Source organism: Pantoea eucrina, from assembly GCF_001691555.1.
Lineage (GTDB): Bacteria > Pseudomonadota > Gammaproteobacteria > Enterobacterales > Enterobacteriaceae > Pantoea > Pantoea borealis.
This window is the reverse complement of record NZ_MAYN01000008.1, coordinates 1178244-1201726: the sequence shown is the minus strand read 5'-3', so window position 1 is coordinate 1201726 and position 23483 is coordinate 1178244. Positions and strand designations below refer to the sequence as shown.

The 23483-nt window shown below is 56.2% G+C and carries 24 protein-coding genes; 9 read left to right on the top strand and 15 right to left on the bottom strand.

What is annotated here, in order from left to right; genetic code table 11:
- Positions 1-2 precede the first annotated feature (2 nt).
- Together azoR and BBA90_RS19165 are read left to right on the top strand one after the other, a co-directional pair.
- Positions 3-602 (top strand): FMN-dependent NADH-azoreductase, encoded by a 600-nt coding sequence (azoR, locus tag BBA90_RS11835; protein WP_065649310.1) that lies wholly within the window; start codon positions 3-5, stop codon positions 600-602.
- Between the two features lie 349 nt (positions 603-951).
- Positions 952-2193, top strand: a complete 1242-nt coding sequence (locus BBA90_RS19165) for a hypothetical protein (protein WP_139074193.1) — start codon at positions 952-954, stop codon at positions 2191-2193.
- 70 nt (positions 2194-2263) lie between these two features.
- Here the strand turns inward: BBA90_RS19165 and BBA90_RS11825 are convergent, their stop codons facing one another.
- From BBA90_RS11825 to BBA90_RS11815, 3 genes are read right to left on the bottom strand one after another with little or no spacing between them, the layout of a single operon-like run.
- Positions 2264-2593, bottom strand: coding sequence for a YdbL family protein (locus BBA90_RS11825; RefSeq protein WP_065649308.1), 330 nt, complete (start codon positions 2591-2593; stop codon positions 2264-2266).
- Positions 2593-2778 (bottom strand): YnbE family lipoprotein, encoded by a 186-nt coding sequence (locus tag BBA90_RS11820; protein ID WP_039385947.1) that lies wholly within the window; start codon positions 2776-2778, stop codon positions 2593-2595. Before BBA90_RS11820 ends, BBA90_RS11825 begins: the two co-directional genes overlap by 1 nt.
- 2 nt (positions 2779-2780) lie before the next feature.
- On the bottom strand, positions 2781-5393 hold the full coding sequence (locus tag BBA90_RS11815; RefSeq protein ID WP_065649307.1) for a YdbH family protein: 2613 nt from the start codon (positions 5391-5393) through the stop codon (positions 2781-2783).
- Positions 5394-5557: 164 nt separating this feature from the next.
- On the opposite strand from BBA90_RS11815, the gene BBA90_RS11810 reads away from it, so the two are divergent.
- Positions 5558-6550, top strand: coding sequence for a 2-hydroxyacid dehydrogenase (locus BBA90_RS11810; RefSeq protein ID WP_065649306.1), 993 nt, complete (start codon positions 5558-5560; stop codon positions 6548-6550).
- A gap of 15 nt (positions 6551-6565) precedes the next feature.
- On the opposite strand, the gene BBA90_RS11805 is transcribed toward BBA90_RS11810, so the two are convergent.
- Positions 6566-6838 (bottom strand): putative hemolysin, encoded by a 273-nt coding sequence (locus BBA90_RS11805; RefSeq protein ID WP_065649305.1) that lies wholly within the window; start codon positions 6836-6838, stop codon positions 6566-6568.
- 189 nt (positions 6839-7027) lie between these two features.
- On the opposite strand from BBA90_RS11805, the gene BBA90_RS11800 reads away from it, so the two are divergent.
- Together BBA90_RS11800 and ttcA are read left to right on the top strand one after the other, a co-directional pair.
- Complete coding sequence (locus BBA90_RS11800; protein WP_065649304.1) at positions 7028-7684, top strand: MgtC/SapB family protein; 657 nt, start codon at positions 7028-7030, stop codon at positions 7682-7684.
- A 180-nt stretch (positions 7685-7864) separates the two neighbouring features.
- On the top strand, positions 7865-8800 hold the full coding sequence (gene ttcA, locus BBA90_RS11795) for a tRNA 2-thiocytidine(32) synthetase TtcA (protein ID WP_065650467.1): 936 nt from the start codon (positions 7865-7867) through the stop codon (positions 8798-8800).
- 48 nt (positions 8801-8848) lie between these two features.
- On the opposite strand, the gene BBA90_RS19360 is transcribed toward ttcA, so the two are convergent.
- The 3 genes from BBA90_RS19360 to BBA90_RS11785 form a co-directional block, all read right to left on the bottom strand.
- On the bottom strand, positions 8849-8995 hold the full coding sequence (locus BBA90_RS19360) for a hypothetical protein (protein WP_166713867.1): 147 nt from the start codon (positions 8993-8995) through the stop codon (positions 8849-8851).
- Positions 8996-9242: 247 nt separating this feature from the next.
- On the bottom strand, positions 9243-10226 hold the full coding sequence (gene zntB / locus BBA90_RS11790) for a zinc transporter ZntB (protein ID WP_065649303.1): 984 nt from the start codon (positions 10224-10226) through the stop codon (positions 9243-9245).
- A 95-nt stretch (positions 10227-10321) separates the two neighbouring features.
- The gene (locus BBA90_RS11785) at positions 10322-11941 is read right to left on the bottom strand and encodes a peptide ABC transporter substrate-binding protein (protein WP_065649302.1); all 1620 of its coding nucleotides are present in this window, start codon (positions 11939-11941) and stop codon (positions 10322-10324) included.
- A 182-nt stretch (positions 11942-12123) separates the two neighbouring features.
- Here BBA90_RS11785 and mpaA point away from each other — a divergent pair, with 182 nt between their 5' ends.
- Complete coding sequence (mpaA, locus tag BBA90_RS11780) at positions 12124-12837, top strand: murein tripeptide amidase MpaA (protein ID WP_065649301.1); 714 nt, start codon at positions 12124-12126, stop codon at positions 12835-12837.
- On the opposite strand, the gene ycjG is transcribed toward mpaA, so the two are convergent.
- Positions 12806-13792 (bottom strand): L-Ala-D/L-Glu epimerase, encoded by a 987-nt coding sequence (gene ycjG / locus BBA90_RS11775; RefSeq protein WP_065649300.1) that lies wholly within the window; start codon positions 13790-13792, stop codon positions 12806-12808. The genes mpaA and ycjG overlap by 32 nt on opposite strands.
- A gap of 149 nt (positions 13793-13941) precedes the next feature.
- Here ycjG and tpx point away from each other — a divergent pair, with 149 nt between their 5' ends.
- On the top strand, positions 13942-14445 hold the full coding sequence (gene tpx, locus BBA90_RS11770; protein WP_065649299.1) for a thiol peroxidase: 504 nt from the start codon (positions 13942-13944) through the stop codon (positions 14443-14445).
- 63 nt (positions 14446-14508) lie between these two features.
- On the opposite strand, the gene tyrR is transcribed toward tpx, so the two are convergent.
- From tyrR to pspA, 7 genes are all read right to left on the bottom strand, one after another.
- On the bottom strand, positions 14509-16074 hold the full coding sequence (gene tyrR, locus BBA90_RS11765) for a transcriptional regulator TyrR (protein WP_065649298.1): 1566 nt from the start codon (positions 16072-16074) through the stop codon (positions 14509-14511).
- Between the two features lie 211 nt (positions 16075-16285).
- Positions 16286-17356, bottom strand: a complete 1071-nt coding sequence (locus tag BBA90_RS11760) for a YcjF family protein (protein WP_065649297.1) — start codon at positions 17354-17356, stop codon at positions 16286-16288.
- Positions 17353-18750 (bottom strand): YcjX family protein, encoded by a 1398-nt coding sequence (locus BBA90_RS11755; RefSeq protein WP_065649296.1) that lies wholly within the window; start codon positions 18748-18750, stop codon positions 17353-17355. The genes BBA90_RS11760 and BBA90_RS11755 overlap by 4 nt, the downstream gene beginning before the upstream one ends.
- The gene (gene pspD / locus BBA90_RS11750) at positions 18731-18979 is read right to left on the bottom strand and encodes a phage shock protein PspD (RefSeq protein ID WP_039384485.1); all 249 of its coding nucleotides are present in this window, start codon (positions 18977-18979) and stop codon (positions 18731-18733) included. The genes BBA90_RS11755 and pspD overlap by 20 nt, the downstream gene beginning before the upstream one ends.
- 45 nt (positions 18980-19024) lie before the next feature.
- A complete protein-coding gene (pspC, locus tag BBA90_RS11745) occupies positions 19025-19372 on the bottom strand; it encodes an envelope stress response membrane protein PspC (protein WP_065649295.1) in 348 nt (115 codons plus the stop codon).
- Entirely contained in the window at positions 19369-19593 is a 225-nt protein-coding gene (pspB, locus tag BBA90_RS11740; protein ID WP_039384488.1) for an envelope stress response membrane protein PspB, read from the bottom strand. The genes pspC and pspB overlap by 4 nt, the downstream gene beginning before the upstream one ends.
- 59 nt (positions 19594-19652) lie before the next feature.
- Entirely contained in the window at positions 19653-20318 is a 666-nt protein-coding gene (pspA, locus tag BBA90_RS11735; protein ID WP_065649294.1) for a phage shock protein PspA, read from the bottom strand.
- A 163-nt stretch (positions 20319-20481) separates the two neighbouring features.
- Here pspA and pspF point away from each other — a divergent pair, with 163 nt between their 5' ends.
- Both pspF and sapA read left to right on the top strand, forming a co-directional pair.
- A complete protein-coding gene (gene pspF / locus BBA90_RS11730) occupies positions 20482-21483 on the top strand; it encodes a phage shock protein operon transcriptional activator (RefSeq protein WP_065649293.1) in 1002 nt (333 codons plus the stop codon).
- A gap of 380 nt (positions 21484-21863) precedes the next feature.
- Positions 21864-23480, top strand: a complete 1617-nt coding sequence (gene sapA, locus BBA90_RS11725; RefSeq protein WP_065649292.1) for an ABC transporter substrate-binding protein SapA — start codon at positions 21864-21866, stop codon at positions 23478-23480.
- Positions 23481-23483 lie beyond the last annotated feature (3 nt).

Below are 23483 nucleotides of genomic sequence, written 5' to 3'. Positions count from 1 at the left end.
TTATGAGCCACGTATTAATTCTGAAATCCAGTATTCTTGCCGGTTATTCACAGTCAGGCCAGCTGGCTGATTTTTACGCTGAAGAAGCGCGCGCTAACGGCGACAACGTCACCGTACGCGATCTGGCTGCCGACCCGGTACCGGTACTGGATGGTGAACTGGTGGGTGCCCTGCGTCCTTCAGATGCGCCGCTTTCTCCCCGTCAGCAGGAGGCGCTGGCGCTCTCTGATGCGCTGATTGCTGAGCTGCAGGCACATGACACCATCGTTATTGCGGCACCGATGTACAATTTCAATATCCCGACGCAGCTGAAAAATTACTTTGACCTGATTGCCCGTGCGGGCGTGACCTTCCGCTACACCGAAGCGGGTCCGGAAGGCCTGGTTAAAGGCAAACGCGCGGTGATCCTGAGCAGCCGTGGCGGTATCCACAAAGATACCCCAACCGATCTGCTGACCCCGTACGTGAAGCTGTTCCTCGGCTTTATTGGCATCACTGACGTTGAGTTTGTTTTCGCGGAAGGTATTGCCTACGGTCCTGAAGTGGCAACCAAAGCCACCGCTGATGCGAAAGATGCGATTAAACAGCGCGTCTCTGCCTGATTAATAAAATAATAATTTTCTACTTTTTTTTTCACCGGGCCTGAGTGCCCGGTTTTTTATTTTTAACGTCAATATATCTATGCTTCCTGGCGGCTTCCCGCTTTTTTAATTTACACTGCAGCCTCGCTCTCTTCCTCAGCTTTACGGTTTTGCTCCTGTTATTGACAACTCGTCTGAATTCATCAACACACCCGCTCGTCATGCGCAATTTCAATAAAATCGAAATACAAAAGTTTTTCCGTGAGGAACGTGGCAGGATTAATCCGGCGTTAACTCCAGCGGTGTAAGCCAGAGTTAGTTACAAACCTTACCTTGAAAAATAAAAACACCACTCCATCAGGAGATTAATATGACTTTACTGTTATGCTATATACATGTAAGCAATTTCCCATCTAAAGGATTTGATATTGCAACCTCTGCTCATAGCGTGAAAGATAAAGCTATGAAATATGAAACCATCATCAAAGAAATAAGTAATTTCGGGCCGGAATTGAAAAAAGATGCCCGAATTATGCGTGAAATATCTGCAGTTAAAGATGAGAAAAAAGTTTCTCAGCAGCTGTCAGTAAATAATGAACTCAAGGGTACAGGTAATTACTCTCCGGCCGCTGCTGCTTCCCGCCATGAACCTGTTCCGTTAAGCCCAATAGCTGTAGCTATGCCAAAGGCTGCGGCTCGGCAATCTGTAGCCGCGCCAAAGGCTGCGCTACAGGAGCGGCCGCTGAGCACAATATCCTTAGCCTCGTCAAAGGCTGATGCACTGGATAAGCCTGTAACTCATCCAGCTTCATCAGTTTTGACCTCTTCGCCAGCGCGTTCTCAGGCAGAGGTAAAGCCTGAGCCTGCAGCTATTCATAATAAAAAAAGCTCCGCACCTGAGAATCAGCCTTCGCTGCTGAGCCGGATAAAGAGTCAATTTACGCAGATCTGGACATCGTTAAAAAGTTATATTTCATCCCTGGCAGAGCACTCCCGACAGCATCAAAGCGGAAGAGCAGCACACTATGAAAATATTTCCAGAACCAAATCAGAAGGATGCGGAGCCATGAGTGAAATAATGGAGGCATACAGAAATAGCCCTGCCAACGCTCTATATTTATACAACTCAGCAAAACAAGATATAATATTCAACGAAATTAAATATATTATAGATGCAGCAAAATTGGAAAACAAAGAAATTAATATGAATAAACTTTGCGAAGAAGCCAACCGATATGCAATTAATTCAGGCGTTAGCGCCAGGCTTTTTACACTAACGAAAAATAACACTATTGAGCGCAATGTAGAATATTGTGTATCAACTATGCAGCAGCGCATTGAAAAAATAGAAGGCGAAATCAGAAATAATAATGAAAACTCCACAACATTACGCCGTAACTCACAGAGATTAAGTGGACGTCAGCGTGCTAACTCCGTGCAGACAACAGCGCAGAGAATGATTAGCGACGCCTATTCAAAACTGTTTAATGATATACAAAATGACAAAGATAAGATTTTTGGTACACGCCATAGCTTTGACCGAAATGAAATGCGTGCCGCGCTGCTTGAAGGACAGCCAGAGCTGGCAGGTTTACGCCGCAGTGCGACATAGCGCTTACAGCAGCACGCCTTTCTGAATCCCTGCGCGGTGACGGGAGAGCCGTTACGCTCCCCGTCACCGGTTATTTCTGCAGCCACTGGCCGTTGATGCCGCGCACAAATTCCCCTGCGCTGGCGCGGCTCACCAGCTTCTCACCGGCGATCCGCGCGACGTCACTGGTGGTCAGCTGATTTTGCCCGGCAATGTGCTGATACGCTTTCCGGCGTCCCTCATTGATACGACTGACCAGCGCCAGCGTCACCTCATCCTGCTGCCGTGCAGCAACGTAGCCACTCAGCGTTTCTCCGACCCGCCCCTGCTGCCGCGCCTCATCCAGCGTCAGCGCGTGAGCGGGTCCGGCGAGCAGCGTCAGCAGCAGCGCAACAGCGCGGATTTTTAGGTTGCGGACCATCAGAACAGCCCGCTCTGGTTCTGCAGCAGCGCCTCGACATCTTTATCCACCTTGATGTGGATCTCATGTTCAATTTTCACGTTCATATTAATCGTAATCGGCGCATCAGGGGCGGCCACTTCAATACGCGGTACGCATCCTGCCAGCACAACGCTGCCTGCCAGCAGCGCACCTCTTAACCTCATCATCAGGGATCCTTCTTTGATGGCAGGGTGGCATTCTGCTCCACCCAGGATTGTAAGTTATCGCCAAAGCGCAGGCTGCGCCATAGCTGGAACAGATTCTCCTGATGACGATAGTTAAGATTGATTGTCTGGCGCCGGTTACTGAACTGGCTGACGCCGGTGACCTGTGACTGCATCACCAGATTACCGGTATTATCCAGATCGAGTGTGGCCCAGGAGCGCGAAATCTCCAGATAGCGCAGCCAGCTAAGCGCCGCGCCGGCGGCGACATTGTCTTTTACAATCGCGTCTGCCGTATCTTTATCCAGCCGAAACGTAAGCGGCCCGCTGTTAGCAATCCAGCCATTCCTGATTAGCCACTGCGGATTAGTGAGCCATAGCGGCAGCTCACCGTTGACCTTACCCGACATGGCAAACTGTTTGGGCTTCAGTGCTGTCACCAGCCGGCTGAGATCGATCTGGCGCAGCGCGATTATGGCGGCCTCCCGCTGCGGCATACGTAGCACCGGCATACTGACGTGCCCGCCGAGTAAATCGAGCGTCACATTACTCAGGGTGAGCGGCGTTTTCTCCTGCCACGGATAGTAGCCCTGCAGATCGGCCGTGATATTTTGCAGCGCAAACTGGTTGTTAACCTCACGGATACGCAGTGAAACCGGTCCGCGTCGTCCCAGCTGCCACTGCTGAGCGCGATAACGAAACGGCAGCGCAAAATCGATGCCGTTGATGTCACTGTCCGGCAGCTGCAGGCTGCCCTGCTGAACAGCAAAAAAGCCGCCCGCCTGAAACGTCTGTCCCGCCCCGGCTGAAAACGCCATCTGCGCCCGCAGCTCACCGCGCTTAATACGCATCTTCAGATCGCTGCTGAGCAGCGGCTGAAACACACGCAGCGATTGGGCCGGCCACCAGGCTTCTCCGCGTAACCGCTCCCCATCCCAGCGCCCGTGTACGCGCAGCGGACCGATATCTTCAGCGCGCAGTTCACCGCGCCATAAAAACTGCCCCGGATCGCGGCCTTTCACATCAAACGTCAGCCCTGCGGGTGGCAGCCAGCCGCCGTAGCTGAAGTGAGTTTGACCCGCATCAAGGCGAAAACTGCCCGTCAATCCGGGCTGCGTGTTATCCCGCTGCCAGCGCAGCGGCGCAGTGAGCTGCAGACGCGGCTGGTCAACCTGTACCGCTTCCCAGGACAGCTGATCCAGGCCGGTATTCAGCGTATCCAGCGTAATGCGTTTATCCAGCCAGCTGCCGGTTCCTTTCACATCCCAGTTGGCATTAAGCGGCTGCAGTTTACCGTCGCCCCAGTAGCGCCAGCGCCAGCTGCCGCGATCTGGCCAGAAGGCTGCCGCCTGGCCATCCAGGTGCAGCGTAAAGTGACCGTAGCGATAATTATGGGCTGTCAGGATCGCCTGCAGCCGGCCATCGATACCCTGTGACGAGAGCGAGACGCCCGCCAGCGGCCAGCGCGCCTCATCAACCTCAAGTATATCCAGCAGCTGGCCACGCAGACGCAGCAGTGCGCCGGGCCGGAACGTCACGCGGGGCGTGCTGAGTGCGCCACGCAGCTCGCCAGGCAGGCTGCCATAGAGCTGCAGATCAGCAAACTTGCTCTCACCGGTAATACGCAGCGGCAGCGCATTATCCGTTAAGTGAAGCGGACCCGGCCCCACGCTCAGCACCACGTTGCCTTTACCGCCGCGTCCCTGCGTCAGCAGATTCAGTCGTCCTTCCACGCGCAGGTTATCCATTCCCTGTTGCCAGCCCTTCAGCGCCAGCGACACACCGCCTGACAGCGTCTGGCTGGCAAGAGGCCAGCGCCAGCGTCCGGCAGTGATACGAAACGTATCGCGATCGCTCTGCCAGGGAAGCTGCAGCAGCGGCATTTCATCGCCCTGCTCCTTAACAATCAGCGTGCCCTGCTGCTGCTGCCATTGCAGATTCAGCGTCAGAGGTTCAGGCCACTGCGCCACGCGCAGCTCACTCTGCAGAGCGCCGGTTTCTGGTAAGCCATCAGCAAACGCGGGCAGCATGAGGCTGCCATGCAGCGTCAGTGGCTGCGATAGCAATGTATGTTGTAACTTTAATGAGTCTACCGTTAGCGTCTGGCCCTGTAATTGTGCGGTCAGGCTGAGGTTATCGCCCCGATAGCGCAGCCGCTGCTGTTCAGGTGAGAGCGTAAGATCAAGTTCACCCGCGTAGTGTTGCCACGGCAGCACGGCCAGTCTGCCGATATGCACATCAGCACCCGGTAAACGCTGCTGCCATTCCGCCAGCGAGCGCGGAACGGCTGAAGCCGGCTGCGGCGGCAGCGCCTGCCAGCAGGTGCTGCTGAGCGTGACGCGCTGCGCACTCAGCTGCCAGCGCTGCTGTGAGCGTCCCAGCGCCACCTGCTCAATCTCAGCCAGTGGACAATCGCCCGTGAGATAACGCAGCTGCGGCAACGTCACTGCGCCCTGATGCCAGCCAGGTCTGCCAGTAATTTCGATGCGCGTTCCATCCGGCAGCCAGATGCCGGCCAGCCGCGGCAGCCACTGCGTCAGCGTCAGCAGCAGGCCCAGCAGTAGCAGAATCAGCGCCAGCAAGGCGGCAAGTAGTCGGCGGAGGCCACGCGTCATGGCGGGTAACTATCCTGTTGTTGGCATATTCCTGCAGAAATGATGGCACGTAATCATCCGCAAATGAAGGTGTTAGCCTGGCCTGCTGCGTGAAGAAAAGCAAAGTCGCGCAGAAACCGTTATCCTTTGATGATACCGACATGGCATTTTTCAGGAGCGAAACAATGAAAGTTGCGGTTTACAGCACCAAACACTATGACCAGAAATACTTTGAGCAGGTCAATGCCCGTTATGGATTTGAGCTGGTGTTCTTTGACTTTTTACTCAGCGAAGATACGGCAAAAAATGCTGCCGGATGTGACGCGGTCTGTATTTTTGTGAATGACGATGGCAGCAGAGCGGTGCTGGAAGAGCTGGCGGCGTCCGGCGTGAAGTACATTGCGCTGCGCTGTGCCGGATTCAACAATGTTGATCTTCAGGCTGCTGAAGAGCTGGGGCTGCAGGTGGTGCGCGTCCCCGCCTACTCCCCGGAAGCGGTGGCGGAACATACGATTGGCATGATGATGAGCCTGAACCGCCGTATTCACCGCGCTTATCAGCGTACCCGCGACGCAAATTTTTCGCTTGATGGCCTGACCGGTTTCAACATGCACAATAAAACCGCAGGCGTAGTCGGTACCGGGAAAATTGGTGTGGCCACGCTGCGCATCCTCAAAGGGTTTGGCATGAAACTGCTGGCCTATGATCCCTACCCGAGCGACGCTGCGCTTGAACTGGGTGCAGAATACGTTGATTTGCACACGCTGTTTTCCCGCTCGGATGTTATTACGCTGCACTGCCCGATGACGGCGGAAAATCATCACATGCTTAACGCGCAGGCGTTCAGCGAAATGAAGGATGGCGTGATGATCATTAACACCAGCCGCGGTGGCCTGATCGATTCTCAGGCGGCCATTGAAGCACTGAAACAGCAGAAAATAGGATCGCTGGGCATGGACGTGTATGAAAATGAACGCGACCTGTTTTTTGAAGACAAATCAAATGACGTTATTCAGGACGACATTTTTCGCCGCCTCTCGGCCTGCCACAATGTGCTGTTTACCGGACATCAGGCATTTCTGACCGCAGAGGCCCTGACCGCCATTTCAGAAACCACACTGGGTAATCTGCAGCAGCTCGATAAAGGCGAAGCGTGCCCGAACCGGGTTAAGCCCTGAAACGTGGCGCCCGCATCAGCGGGCGCATGCCCCACCCATCAGCGCCTGTTCATCACAGCGGCGACCGTTTGCCAGCTGACACATGCCGACGCGTGAACCATCCAGCTGCCGGGAAAATGCCAGCGTGCCTCCGGCACCGCTGCAGCTGCTTTCTGCCATCGCGGACATGACCACATGCGGCTGAACGTGGGCTGCAGTCGCCTGTTGCGGCGGTTCGTTATCACTGGGACTGCTGCAGGCAGACAGCAATAGTGCTGCACCAGCCAGCAGTAAAGAGGCAGCTTTCATTAGTCGGGCTCCGGAAACAGGGGATGAAAAGTGTTCACAGCATATGACAGCCTCTGCTGTGAATCGAGAGCGGACATAGCTTTTTACAAAATTTCAGACCTTTCATTGCAAGCAGAATTATCCTGAAGAGACGATTTTTTCCGGTTATCTTCTAAAATAATGCGTTATTTCAATTGCTCAGAGGACATTATGTTAACCGATATGCTGTTACGCATCGCGCTGGCCGGCATCCTTGGCGGGCTTATCGGGCTTGAGCGTCAGATGCGGGCAAAAGAAGCCGGTCTGCGTACCCATATTCTGGTGGGGATCGGCAGCGCCCTGTTTATGCTGGTCTCGAAATATGGCTTTGCCGATATGCTTAACAGCGACCATGTTGGCCTTGATCCCAGCCGCATCGCAGCGCAGGTGGTCAGCGGCATGGGCTTTCTCGGGGCCGGGACCATCATTATTCAGAAGCAGATTGTGAAAGGCCTTACGACCGCAGCAGGTTTGTGGGTCACTGCCGCTATCGGTCTGGTTATCGGCAGCGGCATGTATGAGATTGGCATTTATGGCACGCTGCTGGCGCTGGTGGTGCTGGAGGTTTTTCGTCGTCTCAGTCACTGGCTGATTGGCCGTCATCACACGCTGATTGTGCATCTGAAGGCCAAAAGCGTCCCGCTGGTTTTGCTGGTGCTGCAACGCGAAGGGATCCGCTACGGGCATATTGCGGTGGTTAATCGTGATGAAGAGAGCGGCCTGTGTGAACTCAGCGTGGAAGTCACGCTCTCCCGCCGGTCACCGCGCCACAGCCTGTATGAGAAAGTCATGGATATTAAAGGCGTCCAGTCACTGGAGATGGTGTAGAGGCGCCGATTCAGGACGATAAATTAGCCACGGATGCGGCAACCGAAGAAAAGCGCTCACGCGAGGCTGGTATTCGCGCGCGCAATCCGTACCATACGCACCCATAACTACAGGTTTATGACCGCCGATGCGGATTTCAGTCGCCTGTTCTGTTCGCCGGCACTCTCAAGCGTGAAAATAATGTCAGAAAATCAAGACGTAACCAAAAAAGAGCAATACAACTTAAATAAACTGCAGAAGCGCCTGCGCCGCAATGTCGGCGAAGCGATTGCTGACTTCAACATGATTGAGGAAGGCGACCGCATCATGGTATGTCTTTCAGGCGGTAAAGACAGCTATACCATGCTGGAGATCCTGCGCAATCTGCAGCAGAGTGCGCCAGTGAATTTTTCGCTGGTGGCGGTCAATCTCGATCAGAAGCAGCCCGGCTTTCCGGCGCATATTCTGCCCGCTTACCTTGAGACGCTGGGCGTTGAGTATAAAATTGTCACCGAAGATACTTACTCCATTGTTAAAGAGAAGATCCCGGAAGGCAAAACCACCTGCTCACTCTGCTCGCGCCTGCGCCGCGGTATTCTCTATCGTACCGCCAGCGAACTGGGCTGTACTAAAATAGCGCTCGGGCATCATCGCGACGATATTCTGCAGACGCTGTTTCTCAATATGTTCTACGGCGGCAAAATGAAAGGCATGCCGCCCAAGCTGATGAGCGATGATGGCAAGCATATTGTGATTCGCCCTCTCGCCTACTGTCGCGAAAAAGACATTATTCGCTTTGCTGAAGCGCGCCAGTACCCGATCATCCCCTGCAACCTGTGCGGCTCTCAGCCCAACCTGCAGCGTCAGGTGGTGGCTGATATGCTACGCGACTGGGACAAACGGTTTCCGGGTCGTATTGAAACCATGTTCAGCGCGATGCAGAACATTGTGCCGTCGCATATGGCAGATATCAGCCTGTTCGATTTCAAAGGCATCCGCCATGGTGATGAGGTGGTTGATGGTGGCGATATCGGCTTTGATCGCGAGACGCTGCCGGTGCAGCCGGCAGGCTGGCAGCCGGAAGAGGATGCAGCAGCCCCTGCGGAACTGCGACTGGATGTATTAGAGATTAAGTAGTTCTGCTAAAAAATAAAAAGGCGCATCCCCGGGGGGACGCGCCTTTTTTTATTGATGCGGCGGCGGATCGCTGATGGGGGGAACGTCAGGATCGTGCGGCGGCTCCGGCTCCGGAATGGGCTGCGGTTGCGGAACAGGCTCCGGAATGGGCACCGGGTCGGTTGGGATCGGTTCACTGGCGTGGATAGCTTGCATCGCTTTCTCCTGTAGCGGAACGTACTGTAAGCGTAGGAAAGCTTTGCTGAACAAGCCAGTATAAAAAAAACCGGCCCGAAGGCCGGTGTCAGAGGAATTAACTGCGCTATGCAGTTATTCACAAACAGGAAGTAAGACAATATGGAGTACAACGCCCATCGCCTGACGTTGCATTCACCTGCGAAAGAGAGTGTGCCGCGATTTTCTGTGAGGTGAATTGATGTCGATCAGCTTTTTCCCGCTTTTGCTACAGCCAGTTGCGTTTTTTCAGCCATACCGCCACGCCACCCACCATCAGCAGCAGGATCAGACAAAACAGCAGAAAACCGTGCTGCCAGTTGCCGCCCGGAATACCCCCCAGGTTGACGCCAAACAGCCCGGTAAGAAAGGTCGCTGGCAGAAAAATCATCGCCATCAGCGACATGGTATAAGTCCGGCGGTTCATTGACTCCGCCAGCAGCGAAGCCACCTCATCTGCCAGAATGCCGGTGCGCGCGACGCCTGCGTTGAGATCGTCCAGCCCGCGCCCCAGACGGTCCGCCACATCCTGCATGCGACGCCGGTCGTCATCGCTCATCCACGGAAGTTTCTCACTTGCCAGTCGCGCATAGACGTCGCGCTGCGGTGCCATATAGCGTCGCATGACGATCAGCTGCTTGCGCAGCAGCGCCAGTTCGCCCCGGGCCGGTACCTGCTGATCCATCAACGCATCTTCCAGCTCAATGATTTTGTCATGCATATCTTCAATAAATTCGCTGGCGTGATCGGTCAGCGCGTCGCAGACATCCACCAGCCAGCTGCCGCCATCTACCGGACCATTGCCATGCTGCAGCTCATTGAGCACCTCATCTATCGCGTTGACTTTACGACGGCGCGTAGAGACGATCAGTTTGTCATTAATGAATACGCGCATCGCCACCAGCTGATCGGGACGCGAATCGGCGTTGTGGTTAACGCTGCGCAGCACAATCATAAACCCGTCGCCAAGCCGTGTAACGCGTGGCCGCATGCTGTCACCTGCCAGCGCATCGCGCACGGCGTCCGGGATCAGCGGCGTGTTCTGCAGCCACTCTGCGCTCTGACGCTGCGCGTAATTAAGATGCAGCCAGCAGTGGCGCTCGCAATGAATAATGTCGTTATCTTCAATAGCGATAACGCCACCTTTGCCATCAAACTGACAGGCAATAATGGCATCTGATACCTGTAATGCTTTCCCTTCGATGACGTTCACGTCCCCACTCCACGTCCTGAATCAGTACGCTACAGTCTAGCGCGACGCCTTTCAGTTGCAATCGCGCCGGTGTATGCAAACGTGACGCAAACTACTCAGTGTTTTTCAATCCACAGTTCGCGGCTGTAAGCCACATCTTCCGGATTTGTAATGGGATATCCTTTCACCCAGGGTTTGATCAGGCGGCCGTTTGTATATTGATAGAGCGGGGCAATGGGTGCCTGGTCGGCAATGATCTGCTCCGCTTTATTGTAATCCGCGTTGCGCGCCTGCACGCTGGTATCGGTACGCGCTTTCGCCAGCACCGCGTCATACTCCGCATTGTTGAAACGCGCAATATTCCCGCTGTGGCTGGCCGTCAGCAGACTGAGGAAAGTAGAAGGTTCGTTGTAATCCCCGATCCATGAGGCGCGGATCACATCAAAATTCCCGCTATTGCGGCTGTCGATGTAAGTTTTCCACTCCTGGTTCTGCAGCGTGACGTCTGCCCCCAGATTCTTTTTCCACATAGAGGCGACAGCGATAGCAATTTTCTGGTGGCTCTCTGAGGTGTTGTAGAGCAGCGTCAGATGCAGCGGCTTAGCCGGACCGAAACCCGCTGACGCGAGCAGCGCTTTTGCCTGCGCATTCAGCTCCTGCTGGCTATGCTGCTGCAGATAGCTCTGCTGCGGCGTAAACCCGGCCGTCACATCGGGCGAAAAATGCCATGCCGGCTTTTCGCCGGTGCCCAGCACCTTCTCTGCGATAATGCGGCGATCGATACTCCACGATAGCGCTTTACGCACGCGCACATCGGCCGTGGGGCCTTTCTGCGTATTGAAGGCGTAGTAATAGGTCCCCAGCTGGTCTGGCGTATAAACCTCGCCCGGCAGGCTCTTTTTCAGCAGCGAATACATGTTTTTCGGGAACGATTCGGTGATATCGATATCCCCGGCACGGTAGCGCTTAGTGGCGCTGGACTCTTCGTTGATGGGCAGAAACGTCACCTGCGTCAGAACCGAATGTTTGTCATCCCAGTAGTGTTTATTGCGCACCAGCACGATTTTTTCGTTTACGACCCGCGACTGCAACTGATAGGCACCGTTTCCCACCAGCTTGCCCGGGGCGGTCCAGGTTTCACCTTCGGCCTTGATAACGTTTTGTGGTACGGGAAACAGCGCGGCGTTGGCCATCATAGCTGGCAGCCACGGTACCGGCCGTGACAGCGTCACTTTAAGATGCGTGGCATCGGTGGCCATTACGCCCAGCTTATCCGGATTCATGCTGCCTTTGGTAATCGCTTCTGCATTCTCAATACCACTCAGCGCAGCAAACCAGGCAAAGGGTGAGCTGTTTTTCGGATCAACCAGGCGCTGCCAGCTGTAGACAAAATCCTGGGCGGTAACCGGACTGCCATCTGACCAGCGTGCGTCTTTACGCAAGGTAAATAGCCAGATTTTATTGTCGGTACTGCTCCAGCTCTCTGCCACGCCGGGCACAATCTGGCCTTTGGCATCCTGACTGGTGAGGCCCTCAAACAGATCGCGCATGACCTGAATCTCCGGCAGCCCTACGGCTTTCATCGGATCAAGCGAGGCGGGTTCATCTTTAATGTGACGAACAATCGTCTGCTGGCTGGCGAGCTGCGCGCCCGCCGGTACATCGGCAGCGACAGCCGGAAAAAATGTGCTGCTGACGACCAGCGCCAGCGCTGAAAGGCAAAACAGAGACTTCATCATCACTCCTTAACAGAAAAAGGGCGACCTGAAGTGCGTAATGTCGCCAGCAACTCCGGCAACTGTAACGCAAATTACTGATGGGTATGTAGCTATTTCCCGGTTTGCTGTTTACCGTTAGTGTAGTGCCCGATACACCCGCGCCCCGCTCGTTTGCAGAGCCGCTCACAGGAGAGCCTGATATGTCATTTCATCACCCGCGTCCGCAGCGCGGTCAGCTTGATGCGGTCTGGCAGCAGTATGGCCGTTCGGTGCTCGGCGCCCCGCTGCTCTGGTTTCCGGCGCAGGCCGCTGACCAGGAGAGCGGACTGATTATTGCCGGTACTCACGGCGATGAGAACGCCGCGATCGCCACGCTTTCCGCCGCGCTGCGGACGCTGCCCGCCTCTCTGTGCCGCCATCATGTGATTCTGGCCGTGAATCCGGATGGCTGTCAGCTCGGGCTGCGCGCCAATGCGCGCGGCGTCGATCTCAACCGTAACTTTCCCGCCGCTAACTGGCAGCGGGGCGAGACACACTACCGCTGGAACAGTGCGGCTGACGCACGCGATGTGGTGCTCTCTACCGGCGAGAAGCCCGCTTCCGAACCCGAAACCAGCGCACTGTGTCAGTTGATCCATCAACTGCAGCCGCGCTGGGTGGTTTCATGGCATGAACCGCTGGCGTGTATTGACGATCCCCACCACAGCGCGCTGGCGCGCTGGCTGGGTGAGCAAACCGCTTTGCCGGTGGTGAGCAGCGTGGGGTATGCCACGCCGGGTTCATTTGGCAGCTGGTGCGCCGATCTCGGGCTACTCTGCATCACGGCTGAAATGCCGCCTGTTTCGGTGGATGAGGCCACCGAACGCTATCTTGAGGCGATGATTAATCTGCTGCGCTGGCAGGCGCCGGATTAAGGCTGCCGTAGCTGAATGAGAGTGCGGGATCGACATCCGCTGCCAGCCAGGTCGGGCCATCCAGATCGGCAAAGGCAGCCTGCGAAACCAGTGGCAGCGCGGCCCGGATAGCGCGTGAGGTGCAGAGCATACAGCCCAGCATCAGCGTAAAACCCTGTTCACGTGCTGCGGCTGCCAGCGCCAGCGCCTCGGTCAGCCCGCCGGTTTTATCCAGCTTGATATTGATCATCTCATAACGCCCGGCCAGTCCGGCCAGGCTGTCGCGCGTATGACAACTCTCATCTGCGCAAATTGGCAGCGGATGGACAAAGTTTGCCAGCGCAGCATCCTGCCCGGCTGGCAGTGGCTGCTCCAGCATTGCAATATTGAGATCCGCCAGCAGCTGACAGCGTGCCGCCAGCCCTTCGGCTTCCCAGGACTCATTGGCGTCGATAATCAGGGTCGCGTCGGGAACCGCGCTGCGGATCGCCACCAGCCGCTCACTGATCAGATGGTTATCCATTTTCACTTTAAGCAGTTTTGCACCGTGCTGCCACAGCGCCAGCGCGCTGCTGGCCATCGCCTCTGGCGTATCGATACCGATAGTGCGCGCCGTGGCAACCTGTCCGGCCAGCGGTTGATCGCACAGCGCGGCCAGCGTCTGATGCTGCTGCTGACGTTCAAGATCCCACAGCGCGCAATCAATAGCATTCCGCGCTGCGCCAGCCGGCATCGACTGCTGCAGCGCGCTTCGGGTCATGCCCTGCTGCAGCGCGGGCAGCTGAGCGGCAATCTGCGCCAGCACGGAGGCCTCGCTCTCACCATAACGGGCATAGGGGGTCGCCTCTCCGGTGCCTTTGATACCGTTTTCTTCAATTTCCACCACCACAACCTGCGCTTCAGTACGGCTGCCGCGTGAGATAACGAACGGCGAATGCAGTGGCCAGGCTTCAGGATAACTCTTCACTGTTCTCATTATTACACCTTAAAATTGTGCGCCTGATGTGAAGCTGAGCGATTATTGCAAGAAAGGTAATCGTAAACCCCTAAAAATTATGGCATAAACTTTAGCGGTTTTCGTGAAGTCGCGCGCTGCGCTGACTTTTCATTCAAAAAGGAGATTGTATGTCACAGAACGTTCACTTTCAGGGTAATCCTGTCCCGGTCGCCGGTCATTTTCCACAGGCAGGTGAACAGGCGCAGCCTTTTACCCTGGTCACTAAAGATCTGGCGGATGTTTCGCTGGCGGACTATGCCGGAAAGCGTAAGGTGCTGAACATCTTCCCGAGTATTGATACCGGCGTCTGTGCCGCCTCGGTTCGCAAGTTCAACGAGCGCTCTGGTGATACCAGCAACACCGTTGTGCTCTGCATCTCAGCTGACCTGCCGTTTGCTCAGTCTCGCTTCTGTGGCGCAGAGAACGTATCCAATGTGGTAACGCTTTCTGCCATGCGCGGTTCAGAGTTCAAAGAAAATTATGGCGTTGCGATCTCTGATGGTCCGTTAAAAGGCCTGACCGCCCGTGCAGTAGTGGTGCTGGATGAGAATGATAACGTGCTTTACAGCCAGCTGGTCAATGAGATCACTGAAGAGCCGGATTACGATGCAGCGCTGGCCGCGCTGAAGTAATCAGTCTGTAAAAAAACCGTCCTGTCAGGGACGGTTTTTTCGGTTCAGGACCCGCTATGCCAGCTACTCACTCTCTCCACGCTTCTGCCCTAACCCATATTCGCGCAGTTTGTTGGCGATTGCCGTATGTGACACGCCCAGACGTCTGGCCAGCTTACGCGTGCTGGGATAAGAGAGATAGAGCCGGGTCAGTACCGAGCGCTCAAAGCGGCTGGTAATATCATCCAGCGATCCCTCCAGTGCTTCCTCACCCAGCGACACATCCAGCGCCTGCTCCGGCAGCACGATATCCTGTGGACGCAGCTCGTAACCTTCCAGCTGAGTCATAGCCCGATACAGCGTGTTTTTCAGCTGCCGGACATTGCCCGGCCAGCTATAGCGCGTCAGGTACGGAAGTAACTGCGGAGAAAGACGCGGGCGCGGCACTCCCTGCTCATCGGCAAAACGCGCCACAAACATTTCTGTCAGCGGCAGGATATCAAGCGGGCGTTCACGCAGCGGCGGCAGATTCAGCGTCAGCACATTGAGCCGGTAAAACAGGTCTTCGCGGAACTCCCCGCGCTGTACCATCTCAATCAGGTTCTTCTGCGTGGCGCAGATCACCCGCACATCAACATGCACTTCATGATCTTCACCGACGCGGCGAAAGGTACCGTCATTGAGAAAACGCAGCAGCTTGGTCTGCATACGCGGCGACATCTCACCGATTTCGTCCAGCAGCACCGAGCCGCCGCTGGCCTGCTCAAAAAAGCCCTTTTTCCCTTCCAGCGCATTCGGATAGGCGCCGGCGGCGTGGCCGAACAGCTCGCTCTCCGCCACGTCGTCCGGAATCGAGCCGCAATTCAGCGCAAGAAACGGTTTTTTACCGCGCGCGCTGCGCAGGTGGCAGGCGCGCGCCAGCATATCCTTGCCGGTGCCGGTATCGCCCACAATGAGCAGCGGCGCATCATGCATTGCCAGCTTGCGCGCCTGTTCAACCACCTGGCGCATTTTGGGCGTCACCGCCACGATGTGATCAAACTCAGACTCATCGGTAACGCTGAGGTTCTGCAGCTGACGTCCCATGCGCGCCGTTGACTTCAGCGTGATCATTGCGCCCACCGGATTATCGCCCTGCTCATCACTGTCTGCGAGGTAAATAGGCCGCGCCTCCATCAGAAAATCACGCCCCTGAATGACGACATGCTGGGTCTGTGCCTCCACCCGTTCGCTCTCCAGCCAGCGCTGAAAGTTAACGCCGCCAATCAGTGACGCCACGCTGTGATTGCGGATTTTCTGTTCATCCAGCGCAAACAGATGCTGTGCCGCCGGGTTAGCCAGCTCAATCTTACCTTTAAGATCGATAGAGAATACCGGCTCAGGCATGGCCACCAGCAGCGCGCTGAGTGCACGATGCTCACGTTCAGAGGGCAAATACGCCACGGTGCGGACATCGGTGACGCCAGGCGTGCGCCGGATTTCTGCCATCAGGCTGCTGAAAGCATCAAACTCCAGTGCAGAAAAGCTGAGATAGATACGGCCCTGGGGGGCAATTTCGATGCCGCGTAAATCAATATTGCGGGCGACCAGCAGGTCGAGCAATTCACGCGCCAGACCGATTCGGTCATGACAAAAAACTTCCAAACGCATGGCAGTCAGCCTTAGTCAGGTTTTGATTTCAGAGATAATACGCTAACTTGCAGCCCCTCAGAAGGCCCGTGTCATGAAAAGTTGACAGCCAGACACAGTTTTGCGATTGCACAGCGCAAAAAAAAGCCACTTATGCCGCCATAAAAGGAAAAAGGCAACGTAAACGTTGCCTTTTAGCGTCACAGCAGAATGAAAGTGGCCAGGCCGGTGATTATTTGGCACTCTGCTCTGATGCGGCAGCACCTTTTGCCAGCGAGGTTTTAAGCTGGCTGACGAGGTCGCGGCGGAAGTCGCCAAGGCGTGGTTTATCCTCTTCAAGCCATGGCAGCGGACGACACAGCTCCATCGCTTTAATGCCCAGCCGCGCGGTCAGCAAGCCGGCACCAATGCCCTGTGCGGCGCGGGCTGAAAGGCGCGCCGCGATATCCTGCGACATCCAGTCCATCCCCACTTCACGCACCAGTTCAGATGCGCCGGCAAAAGCCATATTCAGCAAAACCAGACGAAACAGGCGAATACGGCTGAAATAGCCAAGTTCAATGCCATAGATTGCAGCGATACGGTTTACCAGCCGCAGGTTGCGCCAGGCGATAAATGCCATATCCACCAGCGCCAGCGGACTGACAGCGATCATCAGGGTCGATTCAGCCGCATGGCGGCTGATCTCACTGCGCGCCTGGCGATCGAGCACCGGCTGCACCAGCTGTGCGTAAAGCGTGACAATTTCGCGATCGTTATGCGTCTCATGCAGCGCGGCATACCAGCGCTGCAGCGCCGGATGCGCCTGATCGAGCCGCGCCTGCTGCGCCAGCGTTTCGCAAAAAGCGCGTGCCTTACCTATGCCATGACTCTGCAGCAAATCGCGCGCCACGTCGCGCTCTTCTGCCCGCTGACGCAGTCGCCACAGGCGCCGCCACTCCGCGATCAGGGCGCCGGCACCGGCTGTGACTATCAGCCCGCCTGCCGCGCCGCTACCCAGCGCAAACCAGTCGCGCGCCAGCCAGGCATCGTGCAGGAACTGTACGCCCTGAGCCAGCACGCTCACGGTGAAAACCGCCACGCCCGCACCAGCCAGTTTGCGCCACAGGCTGCGCTTCGGCCGCAGCGCTGCTTCCACCATCTTTTCACCTGCGCCTTCAGGCAGCGGCTCTGTCCCGGCCGCCGCAACAAAATCGGCTGTTTTCACATCAAACGTTTGCGCAGCACGCAGCGGTGGCTGTGTGTCGCTGCTGAGCGGCCGGGCAAAATCGATGCGCGCTTTTAACGGCGTTTCATCACTCATCGCAATTTATCTCCCAGTAAAAATTCCAGCGCGGCATCCATGCGAATATGCGGCAGAGGCCGATCAACATCCAGCGATTGCGGCCTGAATTGCTCAAACTGAAACCCCTGCTGTTGCCAGAAGCTGTTACCCGGCAAGCGGGGTGGCACTTCGCCCGGATAAACGGTAAGGGGCTCACCATCTGCCAGACGTTCACCGCGCAGTGCCGGCAGTTTCTCACCCCGGTGATCCACCAGACCGCTTTCAGTGGCCTGTATGGCCGCCAGTCCGAGGCAATCCATGCTGATCCCTTCAAACGCGGCGTTCTGCCACGCATCCTGCACCAGCTGCTGCAGCAGCGACACCATATTGGCGTGCTGATCGGCGGTGATGTGATCGGCTTTCGTTGCCGCAAACAGCAATTTGTCTATCACCGGCGAAAAGAGGCGCCGGAACAGGGTTCGCTGACCGTAATGAAAACTCTGCATGAGCTGGGTCAGCGCCAGGCGCATGTCATTAAACGCCTGTGGTCCGCTGTTCAGCGGCTGAAGGCAATCAACCAGCACGATCTGCCGGTCAAACCGCAGGAAGTAATTTTTATAGAAACCCTTCACCACGTGCGAACAGTAGTAGTTAAAACGCTGCTGCAGCACGGCAAAATTACTGCCGGCCGGCGCCTGGGCCAGTTTGCTCACAGCCTGCTCATCCGCATCGGGCCACGGGAAAAACTGCAGCGCCGGCGCGCCCGCCATCTCGCCCGGCAGCACAAAGCGGCCCGGCTGAATAAAGTGCAGCCCCTGGTTTTTGCAGCGGTGCAGGTAGTCTGTCCAGGCGGCGGCAATCTCTGCCAGCTGGTTTTCATTAGCGGGTGCCAGCGGATCCAGATTATGGCAGAGCTCACGCCAGCGGGCTGACCAGGTTTCTCTGTCGCCCTGCAGCAGTCCACGCATCTGCCGCGACCAGCTGACATAATCCTGTGCCAGCATGGGCAAATCGAGCAGCCATTCGCCGGGATAGTCAACTATTTCGAGATAGAGCGTGGCGGTATCCTTGAAGTGGCGCAGCAGTGAATTGTCAGGCCGGTAGCGCAGTGCAAGGCACATTTCGCTGACGCCGCGCGTCGGGGTGGGCCACGCAGGCGGTGCGCCGTAGAGCTGCGCAAGACCTTCATCGTAGGTAAAGCGCGGCGTGCCAAGCTCGCGCTGCGGCACGCGCTTTACGCCAAGCAGGCGCTCTTCACGTACCACTGAGAACAGCGGCAGGCGCGCGCCGTGATGGACGTTCAGCAGCTGGTTTACCAGCGAGGTGATAAACGCTGTTTTGCCGCTGCGGCTCAGACCCGTAACCGCCAGGCGCAGATGACGATCCACGCCGCGGTTCATCAACGCAACAAGTTCATTTTGCAGTTTTTTCATCGTTTTCCCTGATGAAACGTGCTGACAGACGGCGAAACGCCCTGCTCAGCAACGGTTCCAGGGCGGCCGCCAGCAACAGGCGCAGCGGACGGCGCGCCACCGATTTAACAGCCCAGCCGGCGAGCCCGCCGGGACCATAGGTTACTGCACTGATAATGATGAATTTTCCGGCCGACTTCAACGCAGGCGTTGCGCGACGGCGCAGAGCAGTCATTCGCTGAGTGTGCATAAAGCCCCTTATGAGTTGAGAGGCGGACCCGCCAGGGTCCGGGGATCAGAGCTGACGAAAGCGGCTGCGTACGCTAAAGGTTTCAGAAGTCACATAACGCTCTACATCGCGTACGCTACGCTCATCCTGGCTCAGCGCCAGCGCCAGTTCATCCAGCTGTTCACGGGCCGTGGGCTGTTTCTGATCTGGCAGCGTGGCCGGTTTCTCATCCAGCACATAGCCGAGAATAAAATAGGCGGTCACGGTGATCATAAACAGACCAAAGAACAGCGACAGCACAACAATGACGCGCAGCAGACGTACCGGTATATCAAGATATTCCGCTACGCCGGCGCAGACGCCGCGTACTTTGCCCTGCTGCGGAATGCGCCAGAGTTTGCGATCGCCTGTCATGGCTGCCTCCAGTTTGGATGCTCCGCATCAAGAATCGCTTCCAGCGCCTGAACGCGCTCACGCATACGTTGCGCCTCCTGCGTCAGCTGCTGCAGCCGCTGCATATCGTTATTCGACAATTCACCTGCACTGCGCCGGTTACTGTAATGCAGCCATAACCAGATGGGCGCGACAAACAGCACGAAAATTGTCAGGGGTATGGCAAGAAAAAGTGCGCTCATTGACTCTCCTTAATCATCTACACCGTTTCAGCTGGGCCCGAAACCGGGCCCGGACGCGATCACTCGCTGCGGTTCATTCTGGCTTTCAGCGCGGCCAGCTGCTGACTGATTTCATCGTCTGCTTTCAGCTCGGCAAACTGCTGATCCAGCGTTTTTGATTTACCAAAGCGCTGACTTTCCGCTTCAGCTTCCATATGATCGATACGGCGTTCAAAGGACTCAAAGCGCGCCATCGCATCATCGATTTTGCCGCTGTCAAGCTGACGGCGTACATCGCGTGATGAGGAAGCTGCCTGATGGCGCAGCGTCAGCGCCTGCTGGCGGGCGCGGGTTTCGCCGAGTTTATTTTCCAGCTCGCCGATCTCCCCTTTCATACGCTCCAGCGTCTCATCCACCTGCGTGGACTCCTGCTGCAGCAGACTAATCAGATCGGTGAGTTTCTGTTTTTCGATCAGCGCAGAGCGTGCCAGATCTTCTTTCTCTTTGCTGATAGCCAGCTCCGCTTTCTCCTGCCACTCAGACTGCTGAACTTCAGCCTGCTCAATGCGACGCAGCAGCTGTTTTTTCTCAGCCAGCGCGCGTGCTGAAGTGGAGCGTACTTCTACCAGCGTGTCTTCCATCTCCTGAATCATCAGGCGTACCAGTTTCTGCGGATCTTCTGCGCGCTCAAGCAGCGAATTAATATTAGCGTTTACGATGTCAGCGAAACGAGAAAAAATACCCATAATGATGTTCCTTAATATTGTCGTGTATAGGGTCGGACGCTTTTAATGCTTACAAGATGCGTGCCAACTTTTAACTGGTTGATTTTATTAATAGGCGCAGGTTTACTTTCTGGCGGCAGGAAGCCAGGATAAGTAAATTACACAACTATTGGTGAAATTCATCATGGCTAACGGCAACGATAACCTGCTGGGCGAATCGAATAATTTTCTTGAAATGCTGGAGCAGGTTTCTCAGCTGGCGCCGCTGGAAAAACCGGTGCTGGTGGTGGGTGAGCGCGGTACCGGTAAGGAGCTGATCGCCAGCCGCCTGCACTATTTGTCTGAACGCTGGCAGGGTCCTTTTATCTCGCTTAATTGCGCAGCGCTTAATGAGAGCCTGCTCGACTCTGAGCTGTTCGGCCATGAGGCGGGCGCCTTTACCGGTGCGCAGAAGCGTCATCTCGGTCGTTTTGAGCGCGCCGACGGCGGCACGCTATTCCTTGATGAGCTGGCGACAGCGCCGATGCTGGTTCAGGAGAAACTGCTGCGCGTGATTGAATATGGTCAGCTGGAGCGTGTTGGCGGTAATCACGCTCTGCAGGTGAATGTACGCCTGGTCTGCGCCACTAATGAAGATTTACCCGCGCTCGCCGCTGCCGGAAAATTCCGGGCTGACCTGCTGGATCGCCTCGCCTTTGATGTGGTGCAGCTGCCGCCGCTGCGCCAGCGACGCAGCGATATTCTGCTCATGGCGGAGCATTTTGCTATCCAGATGTGTCGCGAGCTGCGTCTGCCGCTGTTTCCCGGCTTCAGCGAACGCGCGCAACGAGAACTGCTGGAGTACAGCTGGCCCGGTAATGTGCGCGAGTTAAAGAATGTTGTGGAACGCTCTGTATACCGGCATCGCAGCACTGAGGAGCTGCTGGACAACATCATCATTAATCCGTTTGCTTTAAAGAGTGACGTACCGGCAGAGCCACCGCGCCCTGCCGGATCGGCTGCACTGCCTGCCCTGCCGCTTGATTTGCGCCAGTGGCAGCATCAGCAGGAGCGCGCGCTGGTGGAAATGAGCCTGCAGAATGCAAAGTTTAACCAGCGACGCGCGGCCGATCTGCTGGGTGTGACCTATCATCAGCTGCGCGCAATGATGAAAAAGCACGGTATACAGGTCCGTGACGAGAGTTGATAGCGACGAGAGTGGATAGCGAAGCGGAGACCGGGAGCATGCATAAGTATGTGACCGGTTCTGCTGAGCGCAGCCAACGCTGCTGCCGCATCAGTCAGGAAGAAAAAAAAAGCCCGCACGAGGCGGGCAACATAATACTGGAAGCAATGTGAGCAATGTCGTGCCCTTCTCCGGCAGAGCCACCGGTGAAGCGCAGGTGAATAATAATCATTCCTATTATCATCTGTAAAGCTTTATTGAGAACTTTTCTCATTCCCACACTCTTATTGCGCCTGTTTTTTATGCAATGTGCAGGTAATTGCTGCCGGCGCATGGGGAGTTTGGGAAGTCACGCTGGTTTGCGATACACTCTGCTTATTGCCTCAGAATCGTTGAGTTCTATGCTAAAAATTCTCTTCTCGCTGCTGCTGAGTTTCAGCGCTTTGAGCGCGTCTGCTGCGCCTGCGGAATCGATCCGTCAGACCGGCTTTGTCTATTGTGTCAATGGCAGCGTCAACACGTTTAACCCGCAGATGGTCAGCAGCGGACTGGTGGTTGATACTCTGGCCGCACAGCTCTATGACAGACTGCTGGATGTTGATCCTTACACCTATCGCCTGATACCCGATCTGGCGCAGAGCTGGGAAGTCCGTGATAACGGCGCGACCTATCGTTTTCATCTGCGCCGGAATGTCTCTTTCCAGCATACCGCCAGCTTTACGCCCCGGCGCACGCTGAACGCCGATGATGTGGTATTCAGCTTCGCGCGGATGTTTGACCGGCACCACCCGTGGCATAACGTCAATGGCGGCAGCTATCCCTATTTTGACAGTCTGCAGTTTGCCGACTCGGTGCAGAGCGTTAAAAAGCTGGATCGCTATACCGTGGAGATCCGTCTGAACGCGCCTGATGCCTCTTTTTTATGGCATATCGCCACCCATTATGCGCCGGTGCTGTCGCAGGAGTATGCTGCGCAGCTGGATGCCCGTGGGCAACAGGAGAAGCTGGATCGCGAGCCGGTGGGTACCGGTCCGTATCAGCTGAGTGAATACCGTACCGGGCAGTATCTGCGCCTGGCGCGCAATCCCTGGTACTGGAAAGGCGTACCGCGTCTGCAGCAGGTGGTGATTGACCTCGGCGTCGGTGGCACCGGACGTCTGTCAAAACTGCTGACCGGCGAGTGCGATGTGCTGGCCTATCCGGCGGCGAGCCAGCTGTCGATTCTGCGTGATGACCCGCGTTTGCGCATGACGCTGCGCCCCGGCATGAATATCGCTTATCTGGCGTTTAATACCCGTAAAGCGCCGCTGGATCGCCCCGAAGTGCGCCACGCGCTGGCGCTGGCAATCAATAATGAACGCCTGATGGAGTCTATTTATTACGGCACAGCGGAAACCGCTGCCTCTATCCTGCCGCGCGCGTCCTGGGCCTACGACAGCGACGCCCGCGTAACGGAATATAATCCGGACAAATCGCGTGCGGCGCTGAAAGCACTCGGCATCGAAGATCTGACGCTGCGTCTGGTGGTGCCAACGGCGTCGATGTCCTGGAACCCCAGCCCGCTTAAAACCGCTGAACTGCTGCAGGCGGATCTGGCGCAGGTTGGCGTTAACGTCATTATTACCCCGGTAGAGGGCCGTTTTCAGGAAGCGCAGCTGATGGCGATGAACCACGATTTAACCCTGAGCGGCTGGGCTACTGACAGCAACGATCCCGACAGCTTCTTTCGTCCGCTGCTCAGCTGTGCGGCGATCCGCTCGCAGACCAACTATGCTCACTGGTGTTCTCCGGCGTTCGATGAGTCACTGCAGCGCGCCCTGCTATCACAGCAGCTCTCCGCGCGAATTGAAAACTATGACCGTGCGCAGCAGCTGCTCGCTCAGGAGCTGCCGGTACTGCCGCTCGCGTCTTCACTGCGCGTGCAGGCGTACCGGCACGATGTTCAGGGGCTGGTGCTGAGTCCGTTTGGCAATGCTTCCTTCGCCGGCGTACATCGCGATGAGCAGAGCGGAGAGTAACCG